Genomic DNA, 12,898 nt, shown 5'->3' with positions numbered 1-12,898 from the left:
ATTTCATCTAGTAAAACACGACAACGCCGGAAGACAGGAAAATGAAAAATACAACTAACGACATGCCGGTCTACGCCCCGGTCACCGCCGGTGAAACCATGGAAGCCATCGGTCACAGGATTCAGGACTATCGGGAGAGCCAGGGGGACAAGACCGCCCTGATCGATGAACGGGGAGAGGTGACCTGGGCGGACCTGATCAGCCAGGTAAACCGGATTGCCAACCGCCTTCGGCAGGCCGGTCTCGCGCCGGGCGACTGCGTGGCGGGTCTGTCGGAAAACACCCGGGAATACGTCGCCCTGTATCTCGGCACCCTGGTGGCGGGCGGCTGCATGGTACCGCTCTCGGGCATGGCCAGCGGCGAGGCCCTGACCCTGATGATCCGGGATTGCGGCGCCCGGCTCCTGTTTGTGTCCGGTAAGAACCGGGAGCTCTGGTCCAGCATCCGCGAGTCCGTGGACCTGCCGGCAGAGAATGTGGTCGGCCTGGATACCGGGGAGGTTGGTCAGACACTGGCGCAATGGCTGGGCGATGTGTCCGATCAGGCCACTCCGGCACCGGTCACCCTGGACGACCCTTTCAACATCATCTACAGCTCGGGCACCACCGGCACGCCCAAGGGCATCCTGCACGACTACCGGTTCCGCCAGCGCCAGATGGTCCGGATGAGCCGGTTCGGCCTGGATGGCGACGCCATCAATCTCGTTTCCACGCCCCTGTATTCCAACACCACCCTGGTCTCGGTCTTACCGACCCTGTTCCACGGCGGCACCCTGGTACTGATGGCGAAATTCGATGCCCACCGGTTCCTCGAGCTGGCAGAACAATATCGGGTGACCCACGCCATGCTGGTGCCCGTGCAGTACCAGCGCATCCTGGCGGTACCGGATTTCGACCGCTTCGACCTGTCCAGCTTCAAGCTCAAGCTGTGTACCAGCGCGCCGCTTCGGGCGGATGTCATTGCCGAAGCCATGCGGCGCTGGCCGGGCAATATCCGGGAGGTCTACGGCCTGACGGAGGGTGGCATCTCCACCAGCCTGGATTGCGCTGCCCATCCCGACAAATGGGATTCCGTGGGCCTGCCCACCGAGGGTGCCGAAGTCCGGGTGATCGATGACGAGGGCCGGGAGCTGCCCCGGGGCGAAACCGGGGAAATCGTCGGCCGGGCCATTTCCATGATGCGCGGTTACGTCAACCGCCCCGAACAGACCCGGGAGATGCTCTGGACCAACCCGGAAGGCCTGGCGTTCTATCGCAGCGGGGATATGGGCAGGATTGATGAAGACGGATTTATCCACATCCTCGACCGTCGCAAGGACATGATCATCTCCGGCGGCTTCAACATCTATGCGGTGGATCTGGAAAAGACCTTGCTCGGCCACCCCGCCGTCGCCGATGTCGCGGTGATCGGCATACCCAGCGAGCAATGGGGCGAAACGCCCCTGGCCCTGGTGGTCAAGGCTCCGGGTCACCCGGAGACCGAGACGGAGCTACTGGACTGGGCCAACCATCGGCTGGGCAAGACCCAGCGGCTGGCGGCAATCGAGTTCCGGGAGGAACTGCCCCGCTCCACCATCGGTAAAGTGCTGAAACGGGAACTCCGGGAGCCTTACTGGAACCGCTAACGGCGTTCCATCCTGGTCAGGGCCTGCCGGCAATCGTCGGAGCGCAGGCGCTCGGAGAACACCGCGCGCTCGCGCTCCAGCGCTTCCCTGACCTGATCCCGCCACGGGGCCCGGATCAACCGCTTGCTCGCCCTGAGCGCCTCCCGGGGTTTACCGGCCAATCGCTGCGCCAGTTCCAGCGCGGTGGTCACGGCGGCACCGTCATCCACCACCTTGCTGACCAGGCCGCAGTCCCGGGCCTCGACACCGTCCATGACCTCCCCGAATAACAACAGCTCTGCCGCCCGGCGGGCACCGAGGTGCAGGGGCATGGTGACCGTGGAGGCCGCCTCGGGCACCAGACCAAGATCGACAAAAGCGGTCTTGAAGGTCGCGGATCTACCGGCAATTACCGAGTCGCAGTGCAGAAGCAGAGTAGTGCCGATGCCGATGGCAATCCCTTCCACGGCGGCAATGACCGGCGTGTCGCAGTCCATCAGGGTTTCGATAAAGCCCAGCCCGGCAGAGGGCTGTGGATTCGGATCGGTTGCCCGGGCGCGGAAATCGTCCAGGTCATTGCCGGCGGTGAACACATCGCCATGCCCGGAGATGACAATAGCGTTAACGGACTCATCATCAGCGGCTTGCCGAATACGCTGGCTCAGCAGGTCGTACATCTCCCGGGTCAGCGCGTTCTTCTTCGCCGGGCGGTTGATGGTGAGATGAACTACGGCCTCCGCCTGATGCATGTCGATCATTGAGCTATCCTTCCAGAAGATTACGTTGTTGTTTGAGGTAAAAACATCCTATTGCAAAAGCCCGATGTTGTGATAGATTCAGAGAACATAAATTCACCCTGCAGTTAATAGTTCTGCAGAGTGAAATAGCAAGCAAGGCCAATACAACAACGAAAGAGGCACAGCCATGAACCTCATAATGCAAGCACGCAAGAAGCTGACCGTTTACGCGTCCGCCCTTACCCTTGGTGTTTCTGCCGCCCTAGCTGCCGCCCCGGCAGCGGCCCAGGACACCGTCACCTGGAAAGTACAGTCCCACTGGCCCGGTTCCAGCAGCTCCTATACCGACAGTCTCGGCCGCATCAAGCGGGTTCTGGAAGAGCGCACCGATGGTCGCCTGAAGCTCCAGCTGTACGAAGCCGGCGCGCTGTTCAAGGCCAAGGAAACCTTCAACGCGGTCAGCCGCGGCATCCTGGAAATGGGCACCATCTCGCCCTCCTACGCCCAGGACAAGGTCTCCCTGGCGGGTATCGCCTCCGGCCTGCCCTTCGCTTTCCGCAACGTCTGGGAAGCGGCCTACTTCCACCAGAACATGGGCTTCGAGCAGATGCTGCGTGATGAAGCCGCCGAGCATGGTGTCTACTGGGCCACCGACAAGGTCTACCCGACCGAAATGGTGGTCAAGAACCCGATTGAAAGCTGGGAAGACTTCACCAGCCTGAAGATCCGCTCCTCCGGCGCCCTGCAGAATTTCCTGACCGAAGCCGGTGCCGCTGCCTCCTATATTCCCGGCGGTGAGCTCTACACCGCACTGGATTCCGGCATCGTCGACGGCGCCCACTGGGGTGCTTCCCAGGGTGCCTACAGCATGGGTCTGTACGAGGTCGCCAAGTACCACGTGCAGCCGGCCCTGAACATCGCCGGTACCGATGTGATCATTGTCAGCCAGAAGGCACTGGACAAGCTGCCGGAAGACATGCAGAAGATCGTCAAGGACGCCCTGAACGAGCAGTTCTGGGTCCGCACCAACGAGTACCAGTACAAGGAACGCATCACTCTGGCCAAGGCCATTGCCGAGCAGGAAGTACAGGTCAACGTGCTGCCGGATGAAGTTCAGGACAAGCTGGTAGCCACCGCCCAGAAGATGTGGGACGAGGAAGGCAAGCGCAGCGAGAATGCCCAGAAAGCACTGGATATGCTCAAGAGCTACCTGAGCGACCTCGGCTACCTCTGATCAGCCATCGGAATAACCCGGGCCGGAGTCCAGCACTCCGGCCTTTTTGTCCCTGACTACAACCAACGTCCTCCTGGAGAGAACCATGGGTGTGATGATTGCCGCATTCATGAGAGGGGTTACCCGTCTCAATGATGTCGTCGGGCGCTGGATAGCCCTGCTCGTGTTCGCGATGTTTGCGTTCCTGCTGCTTGAGGTGGGCTTCCGCTACCTGTTCAACTCGCCAACAGTCTGGACCAATGAACTAACCCAGATGCTGTTCGGTATCTATGCGGTGATGTCGGGTGGCTACATCATGGCCCACCGGGGTCATGTCAACGTCGACCTGCTGCATTCGCACCTGGCTCCACGCAAACGGGCCGTGCTGGACATCGTCACCTCCGCGGTATTTTTCATCTTCACCCTCGCCCTGCTCTGGTTCGGTATCGACATGGCCCGGGAGTCCATGTCCAGCTGGGAGACCTCCTATTCCGCCTGGAACCCGCCCATCTGGCCGGTCAAGCTCGCGATTCCGGTCGGTACGGCACTGCTGGTCCTGCAAGGCCTCGTGAAGCTGCTTGAGGACATCGCCGTGGCCTTCAACCTGGATTACTACACCCCCGAAGAGTCTGATTCCGAAGGAGAGCAGTTGTGAGTATTGAAGTCCTGACCCTGCTGTTCTTCGGCGCACTGCTGTTTTTCCTGCTGCTGGGCCTGCCGTTGGCGTTTGTGCTGGGCGGCGTGTCCGTGGTGTTCCTCTATTTCACCTGGGGTTTTGATTCCTTCTATATGGTGGCGTCCCAGATCTGGGGCACCATGGAAAGCTTCACCCTGGTCGCTATTCCGCTGTTTGTGTTCATGGCCATGATCCTGGAACGCACCGGCGTGGCCAGAGATCTGTACCGGATGATGCACCTCTGGTGCGGCGGCCTCAGAGGCGGACTGGCCCTGGGCACCCTGGGTATCTGCGCCGTGTTTGCGGCCATGGTAGGCATCAGCGGTGCGGCCGTGGTCGCCATGGGCACCATTGCCCTGCCATCCATGCTTGAGCGCGGCTACGACAAGAGCATGGCCCTTGGTGTCATCAATACCGGTGGTGGCTGGGGGATTCTGATCCCCCCCAGCATCCTGATGATCCTCTATGCCCTGATCACCGGCGTCTCAGTCGGCCAGATGTTCGCCGCCGGCATCATGCCGGGCATTCTGCTGATGGTGCTGACTGCCATCTACATCATCGTGCGCTGCCACCTGCAGCCGGAACTGGCGCCCGCCCTGCCGAAAGAGGAACGGGGTACCTGGCCGGAGAAACTCCGGGCCCTGCGGGCGGTGCTACTGCCCATCGGTGTGGTGGTCATGGTGCTGGGCTCCATCATCGGCGGCATTACCACCCCGACCGAAGCCGCCGCCATGGGCGTACTGGGCGCACTGATCTCGGCCGCCGTCTACAAGCAGTTCAAGTGGAGCATCCTGCAGGAAGCGGCGATCCGCACCTTCAAGCTCACCGGCATGATCATGTGGATCCTGTTTGCCGCCCACGCGTTCAGCGCCGCCTACCAGAGCATGGGCGCTCAGGAGCTGATCGAGGGTCTGATGAACATGGTTCCCGGCGGCCCCTGGGGCATCATCATCGCCATGATGGTGATCGTGTTCCTGCTGGCCATGGTGCTCGACCCGGTGGGCATCATGCTGATCACCCTGCCGGTGTTCATGCCGATCGTGGAATCCCTGGGCTTCGATCCGATCTGGTTCGGCATCCTGTTCGTGATCAACATGGAAATCGGCTACATGACGCCGCCCTTCGGTTTCAACCTGTTCTATCTTAAGGGCATTGTGCCGCCGTCAATCACCATGAAGGACATCTACAAGTCGATCATCCCCTTCGTCATTGTGGAGATTATCGGCATCATCCTGATCATGATTTTCCCGGAGATTGCCACCTGGCTGCCGGATCTGTTCTTCTGAAACTGACCTAAACCGGAAGGTTGCCAGCCAACCGGTGTAAGCGCTAATCTCGAGGGGCCTCCGGAAAAGGGAGCCGGAGGCCCTCACTCAAGGAGAGATGCTTATGCCTGACCAATCACCGGTTTTTCTTCGTATTGCCCTGATCACAACAGTTATGGCCCTGTTCGGACTGTTCTCCGCGGGAAGCCACGCTGAAAGCCTGTCTGATCAGAAGATTTCATCATTTATCGAAAGCCTGAAAGCCGCACAGAAACTGGAACCGGAGTTCGAGGAACTCGATGATCAGATGGATGCGGAAGATGACGGCGCCATGCCCGATTTCTCCCGCCTCTTTTCCGATTCGCTGGACGAACTCAAAGGCCACGAGGCCTATAACCGCCTGGACGAACTGGCTCGAAACCATGGCTTCGACAACATCGAGCAATGGGCTGCCACCGGCGACCGAGTCTATCAGGCCTGGATGGCCATCGAGATGGAGCAACAGAGTCCCGGCGCCCGGCAGGAAATGAACGCGGCCCTGGCGGAGATTGAGAACAACCCGCAGATGACAGCGGAGCAGAAAGCCCAGATGCGGGCAATGATGGAGAGCGCCATGGGCGCCATGGAAAGTGCCAGCAATGCACCTGCAGGCGATGTCGAGGCCGTCCGTCCCCACCTTGATGCCCTCAGGGCAATAAGCGAGTAAGAGTCCCTCGACGACAACACAAAAAAAGCCCGGTGGTTATTCTCCACCGGGCTTTTTTCTGTTTCGCGCCCGGCCCGAAGACAACAATCGGGGCGGGAGTTAAAGCGGGGTCAGATGAAAGCCTTCATCTGACCCCTGGTTTGGCGGCAAATGGGGGGGATCAGGCCATCAGGTTGTAGATGAACACGATCACCACGGCAATCGGGGTCACGAACCGGATCAGGTTGTACCACAGGCCGAAAGCACCACCGGTCAGGGCCAGGTCGGACTTGAGCGACTCCCGGGCCACGAACCAGCCCACGAACAGGGCGGTCAGCAGGCCGGACAGCGGCAGCATGATGTTGGCGGTGACGTAGTCCAGCAGATCAAAGATGGTCTTGCCCTCGAACCGGTCAAACATGCCCAGCGGCGTGATATCGGACCAGACGTTCAGGGACAGGATCGAAGCGATGCCCAATGCCCAGCACAGCACGCCCACCAGAATGGCACTGCCGGTACGGGCAAGGCTGGTCTTCTCCTCGACCCACTCGACCACCGGCTCCAGCAGGGAAATACCGGAAGTCCAGGCTGCGAACAGCAGCAGCACGAAGAACAGGGCACCGAACAGGCTGCCAAAGGGCATGTTACCGAACGCCAGCGGCAGGGTCTGGAAGATCAGGCCGGGGCCGGCGCCGGCTTCCAGACCATTGGCAAACACCACCGGGAAGATGGCCAGGCCTGCCAGCAGGGCAACGCCGGTATCCATGATCGCAACGCTGATGGCGGTACGACCGATGGAGACGTCCCGGCTCAGGTAGGAACCGTAGGCCATCATGATCGCCATACCCAGACTCAGGGTAAAGAAGGCGTGGCCGAGGGCAACCAGCACACCGCTGACGGTGAGGGCACCAAAGTTCGGACTGAACAGGAAGCTGACCGCCTCACCGAAATGGCCGGTGGTGGTGGCATAGCCCACGGCAACCAGCAGCAGGATGAACAGGGCCGGCATCAGAATGGTGGCCGCACGCTCCAGACCACCCTTCAGACCCCGGGAAACCACCAGCACCACCAGTGCCATGAACACGGTATGCCAGATCAGCAGTTGCACCGGGCTGCCGAGCAGGCCGCCGAACAGGTCACCGATGGACTCGGCGGTACCGCCGGTAAAGTCGCCGGCGGCGGCGTGGCCAATGTAGGAAGCGGCCCAGCCACCAATCACCGAATAGAAGGAAAGGATGATGAAGGCGGCAAGCATGCCCACGATCGCCGAGATCCGCCAGACGGGGGAAGCCAGGTTACGCTCGGCCACCAGGCGGAAGCTGGTGATCGGGTTGTGCCGGCCGTTCCGGCCGATGAATACCTCGGCCATCATGATGGGGATACCGATGATGGCGATGCACAGCAGGTATACCAGGACAAAGGCGCCACCACCGTTCTCACCGGTGACGTAGGGGAATTTCCAGACGTTACCCAGGCCAACGGCAGAACCGGTCGCCGCCAGAATGAACGCCAGCCGGGACGACCAGAGGCCACGAGCGGTGTAATCGCCGTTACCCGACACAGAGTTGGATTGAGACATGTTGATTTCCTGTGCTTTTAGCTAAGGAATTGAAAGAGGATCGAGCGCCCGGGGCAGGCCCGGGCTGTTGGGTCGCGATTCTGCCAGCACTGGCGTGCCGATGCCAGTGCTGGCGTGTATCAGGCGGTAGCCGTCAGACGGGCCCGGGGGTGGAAGCGGGCATTCACCCACAGGGAAAACACGATGACCGCACCACCGATGGCCAGCCGGAGCAGATCGGCATCCCGGTTCCAGATCAACAGGTTGACCAGCAGGCCGGCGGGTACCAGGGCATTATTCATGATCGCCAGGGTGCCGGCGTCCACCTTGCAGGCACCCCGGTTCCACAGGAACAACCCGAGGCCGGAGGCGGCAAAGCCGAGCCAGGCCAGCACGCCCCACTGCAGGCCGGTGGACGGCAGTCGCTCGGGATTACCGAAGATCAGGAACGAAGGCAGGGCAATAATCAGGGCACCGAAGAAGAAATAACCAAACGTCCGGAACGAGCCCAGATCCAGCGGATACCGCTGCATGACGTGCTTGTAGCCCACCTGGCCGGCAGCAAAGGTAAAGTTGGCCACCTGCAGCAACAGGAAACCGGTGACGAAGTCCTGGCTCAGGCCGTCATAGCGGATGATCCCCGCCCCAACCGTGGCAATCGCCGCAGCCAGCAGGGCCACCGGCGAGAAACGTCGGAACAGCGCATCATCGAGCAGGGTCACGTACAGGGGCGTGAAAATGGTGAACAGCAGGACTTCCGGAACCGTCAGGTAGCTGAACGAGCGGTAGAGACACAGGTAGGTCACCCCGAACTGCAGCATACCGGTCACCAGAATGCCCAGCTTGAGTCCGGAGGGCACACCGCGCCAGCGGGTAAAGGGCAGAAAGATCAGTGACGCGATCAGCACCCGGGTCAACACAGCAAAATCACTGTCCACCTGTCCGGCAAGAAATTCTCCAATCAGGCTGAAGGAAAACGCCCAGAGAACCGTTACAAAAACCAGCAAACCCATGTTGATAATCTCTCCCATTAACCGAGGCGCGTACTGTAACCGCTTTTCGGGTAGGATGCAGGCCTGTTTCACATGGAGATCCGGGGACCAAGCGCCACGATGGACGAAACCCACCAGCCATTACCCGAAGCCCGGCAACCGCTACTGAGCCGGGTGTTTGCCGAATGGCGCACCCTCGCCATTCTTGGCGGACCGATCCTCATCGCCCAGGTTGCCCAGATGGCCAACGGGGTGATCGATACGGTCATGGCCGGCCATGCCAGTGCCGAGGACCTGGCTGCCGTAGGTATCGGCAGTAGCCTCTGGATGCCACTGTTCCTGTTTTTCATGGGCGCCCTGAGCGCCCTGCAACCCATCATCTCCGGCTACAACGGCGCCGGTAGCCGGGAAAAGATCATGCCGGCGACCTGGCAGGGCCTCTACCTGGCCGCCGCCGGCTCGGTGATCATGATCCTGCTGCTGATCAATGTGAAGCCGGTCCTCACCTTGCTGGAACTGGATGCCAACACCACCCGCATCACCCAGGGTTACCTGGATGCCTTTGCCTGGGGCGTTCCGGCCATGCTGCTGATGGCGGCCTTACGGGGACTGACGGACGGCCTGGGCCACACCCGGGTGATCATGGCATTCTCGGTGCTCAGCACTCTGATCAACCTGCCCCTGAACTACATCTTCATCTATGGCAAGCTCGGGCTTCCGGCCATGGGCGGCATCGGCTGTGGCTGGGCCACATCACTGTCCAATGGCTTTGCCGCGGTGGCGATGCTGGTTTACCTGAACCGGAGCCGCTTGTACCGGAGCTTCCACCTGATTGCCGACTGGGCCGCCCCGGACCGGGCGGGCCTGGGTTATATCCTGCGTATCGGCGTGCCGATCGGCTTCACCATTTTTGTCGAAGCGAGCATGTTCGCGGTGATTGCGCTGTTCCTGGCACCCCTCGGCCCGGTGGTGGTCGCAGGCCACCAGATTGCCCTGAACGTGGTGTCGCTGCTGTTCATGCTGCCATTGAGCCTGGGGATGGCGCTGACCCTGCGGGTGAGCTTCCTGATCGGCGCCCGGGCGCCGGACAGCGCCCGCCTGATTTCCCGCAGCTCGCTGGTACTGGCGGCAGCCATTGCCCTGGTTTTTGCCACCCTGCTCTACACCTTTTCCCCGGAAATTGCCGCGCTGTATTCCGGCGAGGCCGATGTCCAGGCAGTCACCGTGGCCCTGCTGGGCTTCGCGGCCCTGTTCCAGGTCGCCGATGTGGTGCAGGTGACCTGCATAAGTGCCCTGCGAGGTTACAAGGACACCCGCATTCCCATGTTCATCATGTTGTTTTCATTCTGGGGGATCGGCCTGCCGCTGGGTTACACCCTGACGTTCACCGACTGGATCGTGCCCGCCATGGGGGCAGCGGGGTTCTGGGTAGGACTGACCTGCGGCCTGACCTCCGCCAGCCTGCTGCTGGGCTGGCGCCTGTTCCGCTTTACGCCGGATCAGGCTGACTGAGGTACCGCGCGAATCCGGGGCTCCGCAAACACCGCCCGGTCCCGGCCGGTTTCCTTGGCCTGATACAGTGCGTCGTCGGCCCGGGCAAGCCAGCTTTCCACGCGCTCGCCCCAATCGAGCTCGGCGACACCGAAGGACGCCGTGATTGAACCACCCGGATGCTTAACATGGTTCCGGAGCAGTTGCTGGAGGTTGCCGATCACCGTCTTGAGCCCCACCCCGTCGATGGCCGGGACCAGCAGAACGAATTCTTCACCACCGTAGCGGAACAGCTGGTCGGATTTCCGGGTGTTTTTACGAAGCACGTTGACCAGATCGACAAGCACCTCATCCCCGACACTGTGACCATACTCGTCATTGATCTGTTTGAAATGATCGATATCCAGCAGGATCAGGGCACAGGAAATGCCGGTCCGGGTGGCATGGGCCTGGGCGATGGCCAGCTCCTCGTCCATGGCCCGGCGGTTCTTCACCCCGGTCAGCGGATCGATGGTGGCCAGGTGTTCCAGACGCCGGCGCTGATCCTCGTTGCGGCTGGCGAAAACGAAGGCGCAGGCACTGACCACCAGGGCAGTGGAAACGAACGAGCCCATCTGTTCAAGGCCGGAGAAGGCATCCCCCAGGGCAACCATCAGAACCACCGCCGAGACATTAATGGCGATGGCGACCCGGGGCGGTGTCAGGAAGAAACTGGTAATCAGGCAGGGGTAGAGCCAGAACAGTCCGGGGTCACCCACAAGACCCGCCACCACAACGGACCCGAACGAGGCCACGATGGCCATGACCAGGCCACTGCGCCGGGTATCCCCGGTCACCCACGCATAGACCACGCCACCGCAGACGCCGCAGAGAATCAGAACGTCGACCACACCCGTCACCACATCGCCCTGGTGAAAGCGCAACACGGCAAAAGGCGTAATGCCCAGAAAGCCGCTCAGCCCCAGCAGGGTAATGATGGACAGGCGAAAATCCGATCTAAGGCGTTGGAACATGGAAAAAAGTTTCCGACAAAGGTCGCATGGTGGTGCCAAGCGTAGCCCAACAGGTCCGACAGGTCGTCATGTCTGGCTATTTTTTAACAATGTTTCATGGTACGTACAGGTTAGTACGAAACATTCCCGTTAATGGACCTGAAAAACCATATAAATAACAGGGAATTGATAACGTAACTCCGCATTCCGGAAACCAAAATTTACCAAGCGGTAAAAAGCAGGCATCTATACTGGGATCAGCTGAAATTTCACGGTTACGGTTGCCTATGTCCAACGCTCCTACTCCCCAGTCAGACCAGGAATTACTCAACGCCCGTCTGGAACAGGCCAACCAGCAATTGCTGCAGTCGGAAAAACTGGCGGCCATCGGCCAGCTTGCCGCCGGCGTCGCTCACGAGATCAACAATCCCGTGGGCTATGTCTATTCCAACCTGCAAACCCTGGACACCTATCTCAACGACCTGTTCCGGCTGACCGAGGCAGTGGACAGCGCCAGGTCACTGGACGACCTCCGGCTGATAAAGCAGAACATTGACTACGAGTACCTGAGGGACGACCTGCGGGACCTGCTGGCTGAGTCCCGGGAAGGCATCGAGCGGGTCAAAACCATCATCGCGGCCATGAAGGACTTCTCCCACATTGAAGAGGAAGAATTCAAACCGGCGGATATCCATCGGGGCATCGAGACCACCCTGAACGTGGTCAACAACGAACTCAAGTACAAGGCCGAGGTGGTGCGGGAGTTCGGAGAGCTGCCCGAAGTGGAATGCATAATCTCCCAGATCAACCAGGTGGTGATGAACCTGCTGGTCAACGCCGCCCATGCTATTGAAAGTTTTGGCCGGATCACCATTCGCACCCGCCAGCAGGGTGACACAGTCATCATCGAAGTGCAGGACACCGGCAAAGGCATCTCGCCGGAGCACCGTCACCGGATCTTTGAACCCTTCTTTACCACCAAGCCGGTGGGCAAGGGCACGGGTCTGGGCCTTTCCCTGTCCTTCAACATCATCGAAAAGCACCAGGGCAGCCTCGACGTGGACAGCACTCCCGGTGAAGGTACCTGCTTCCGCCTGACCCTGCCCATCACTCAGCCCGACCTCAACGAATAACCGCGGCGATACGGAGACAAGCCATGATCAAGATCCAGCTGGTGGACGACGAACGCAATATTCTCAGTGCACTGCGCCGGCTGCTCAAACCCGAGGGTTGGGAGGTGCATACCTACGACAATGTCGAGGAAGCGCTCGGCAGTCTCCTGGAACACGAGTACGCGGTCATTATCTCGGATTACCGGATGCCCACCGCCGACGGCGTCACCTACCTGCAGTTCGCCAAACAGCGCCAGCCAGATGCCATCCGCCTGGTGCTCAGCGCCTATGGCGACCGGGAATCCATGATCAAGGCCATCAACCAGGCAGAAGTGCATCGGTACCTGTCCAAACCCTGGGAAGACCATGAAGTGGTGAGTGCCATCCGCTCGGCCATCGACCTGTACCAGCTGAAAAAGGAAAACCAGCGCCTGCGCCAGGAAAACGACCGCCAGAAAGACATGCTCCGGGCCCGCGAGGAAGAACTGTTGCGACTGGAGGCCGAGAATCCCGGCATCACCCGTGTCCAGCGCGACACCGACGGCTCGGTGCTGATTGGCGAGGATGACTGAA

Annotated in this window: 12 protein-coding genes; 8 read left to right on the top strand and 4 right to left on the bottom strand. The window is 60.6% G+C overall.

The window, feature by feature from the left end; all coding sequences use genetic code 11:
- The first annotated feature begins 41 nt into the window (after positions 1-41).
- Positions 42-1,625: a class I adenylate-forming enzyme family protein gene (locus BM254_RS03905; protein WP_091998898.1), complete on the top strand. Its 1,584-nt coding sequence runs from the start codon at positions 42-44 to the stop codon at positions 1,623-1,625.
- Here BM254_RS03905 and BM254_RS03900 read toward each other — a convergent pair.
- Complete coding sequence (locus BM254_RS03900; RefSeq protein ID WP_091998895.1) at positions 1,622-2,362, bottom strand: enoyl-CoA hydratase/isomerase family protein; 741 nt, start codon at positions 2,360-2,362, stop codon at positions 1,622-1,624. The genes BM254_RS03905 and BM254_RS03900 overlap by 4 nt on opposite strands.
- Positions 2,363-2,528: 166 nt before the next feature.
- Here BM254_RS03900 and dctP point away from each other — a divergent pair, with 166 nt between their 5' ends.
- The 4 genes from dctP to BM254_RS03880 all read left to right on the top strand — a co-directional run bounded on the left by dctP (position 2,529) and on the right by BM254_RS03880 (position 6,201).
- Positions 2,529-3,575: a TRAP transporter substrate-binding protein DctP gene (gene dctP / locus BM254_RS03895; RefSeq protein ID WP_091998892.1), complete on the top strand. Its 1,047-nt coding sequence runs from the start codon at positions 2,529-2,531 to the stop codon at positions 3,573-3,575.
- Positions 3,576-3,660: 85 nt separating this feature from the next.
- Positions 3,661-4,209 carry a TRAP transporter small permease subunit gene (locus BM254_RS03890; RefSeq protein ID WP_091998890.1) on the top strand — a complete coding sequence of 183 codons (549 nt, stop codon included), beginning with the start codon at positions 3,661-3,663 and terminating at the stop codon, positions 4,207-4,209.
- The gene (locus BM254_RS03885) at positions 4,206-5,516 is read left to right on the top strand and encodes a TRAP transporter large permease (RefSeq protein ID WP_091998887.1); all 1,311 of its coding nucleotides are present in this window, start codon (positions 4,206-4,208) and stop codon (positions 5,514-5,516) included. Before BM254_RS03890 ends, BM254_RS03885 begins: the two co-directional genes overlap by 4 nt.
- Before the next feature lie 103 nt (positions 5,517-5,619).
- The gene (locus BM254_RS03880) at positions 5,620-6,201 is read left to right on the top strand and encodes a hypothetical protein (RefSeq protein WP_245777347.1); all 582 of its coding nucleotides are present in this window, start codon (positions 5,620-5,622) and stop codon (positions 6,199-6,201) included.
- Positions 6,202-6,361: 160 nt separating this feature from the next.
- Here BM254_RS03880 and BM254_RS03875 read toward each other — a convergent pair whose 3' ends face one another.
- Entirely contained in the window at positions 6,362-7,759 is a 1,398-nt protein-coding gene (locus BM254_RS03875) for a sodium-dependent transporter (RefSeq protein WP_091998884.1), read from the bottom strand.
- Between the two features lie 119 nt (positions 7,760-7,878).
- Positions 7,879-8,751, bottom strand: coding sequence for a carboxylate/amino acid/amine transporter (locus BM254_RS03870; RefSeq protein ID WP_091999203.1), 873 nt, complete (start codon positions 8,749-8,751; stop codon positions 7,879-7,881).
- A gap of 99 nt (positions 8,752-8,850) precedes the next feature.
- On the opposite strand from BM254_RS03870, the gene BM254_RS03865 reads away from it, so the two are divergent.
- Complete coding sequence (locus BM254_RS03865) at positions 8,851-10,242, top strand: MATE family efflux transporter (protein ID WP_091998880.1); 1,392 nt, start codon at positions 8,851-8,853, stop codon at positions 10,240-10,242.
- On the opposite strand, the gene BM254_RS03860 is transcribed toward BM254_RS03865, so the two are convergent.
- The gene (locus BM254_RS03860) at positions 10,230-11,234 is read right to left on the bottom strand and encodes a GGDEF domain-containing protein (RefSeq protein WP_091998877.1); all 1,005 of its coding nucleotides are present in this window, start codon (positions 11,232-11,234) and stop codon (positions 10,230-10,232) included. The genes BM254_RS03865 and BM254_RS03860 overlap by 13 nt on opposite strands.
- A gap of 266 nt (positions 11,235-11,500) precedes the next feature.
- On the opposite strand from BM254_RS03860, the gene BM254_RS03855 reads away from it, so the two are divergent.
- Together BM254_RS03855 and BM254_RS03850 are read left to right on the top strand one after the other, a co-directional pair.
- Positions 11,501-12,346 (top strand): ATP-binding protein, encoded by an 846-nt coding sequence (locus tag BM254_RS03855; RefSeq protein ID WP_091998875.1) that lies wholly within the window; start codon positions 11,501-11,503, stop codon positions 12,344-12,346.
- 23 nt (positions 12,347-12,369) lie between these two features.
- On the top strand, positions 12,370-12,897 hold the full coding sequence (locus tag BM254_RS03850; RefSeq protein ID WP_091998872.1) for a response regulator: 528 nt from the start codon (positions 12,370-12,372) through the stop codon (positions 12,895-12,897).
- The last annotated feature ends 1 nt before the right edge of the window (position 12,898 follow it).

It is taken from the genome of Marinobacter pelagius (assembly GCF_900114925.1).
In the GTDB taxonomy this organism is placed as follows: domain Bacteria; phylum Pseudomonadota; class Gammaproteobacteria; order Pseudomonadales; family Oleiphilaceae; genus Marinobacter; species Marinobacter pelagius.
Note: the sequence above shows the minus strand (reverse complement) of the source record. Positions and strands in the feature narration are given on the sequence as shown.

Excerpts from the sequence above, each read along its gene's own strand:
- BM254_RS03905 (WP_091998898.1), top strand. The coding sequence starts at position 42 with ATGAAAAATACAACTAACGACATGCCGGTCTACGCCCCGGTCACCGCC.
- BM254_RS03890 (WP_091998890.1), top strand. The coding sequence starts at position 3,661 with ATGGGTGTGATGATTGCCGCATTCATGAGAGGGGTTACCCGTCTCAAT.
- BM254_RS03880 (WP_245777347.1), top strand. The coding sequence starts at position 5,620 with ATGCCTGACCAATCACCGGTTTTTCTTCGTATTGCCCTGATCACAACA.
- BM254_RS03900 (WP_091998895.1), bottom strand. The coding sequence starts at position 2,362 with ATGATCGACATGCATCAGGCGGAGGCCGTAGTTCATCTCACCATCAAC.
- BM254_RS03870 (WP_091999203.1), bottom strand. The coding sequence starts at position 8,751 with ATGGGTTTGCTGGTTTTTGTAACGGTTCTCTGGGCGTTTTCCTTCAGC.
- BM254_RS03865 (WP_091998880.1), top strand. The coding sequence starts at position 8,851 with ATGGACGAAACCCACCAGCCATTACCCGAAGCCCGGCAACCGCTACTG.
- BM254_RS03875 (WP_091998884.1), bottom strand. The coding sequence starts at position 7,759 with ATGTCTCAATCCAACTCTGTGTCGGGTAACGGCGATTACACCGCTCGT.
- dctP (WP_091998892.1), top strand. The coding sequence starts at position 2,529 with ATGAACCTCATAATGCAAGCACGCAAGAAGCTGACCGTTTACGCGTCC.
- BM254_RS03860 (WP_091998877.1), bottom strand. The coding sequence starts at position 11,234 with ATGTTCCAACGCCTTAGATCGGATTTTCGCCTGTCCATCATTACCCTG.
- BM254_RS03850 (WP_091998872.1), top strand. The coding sequence starts at position 12,370 with ATGATCAAGATCCAGCTGGTGGACGACGAACGCAATATTCTCAGTGCA.
- BM254_RS03855 (WP_091998875.1), top strand. The coding sequence starts at position 11,501 with ATGTCCAACGCTCCTACTCCCCAGTCAGACCAGGAATTACTCAACGCC.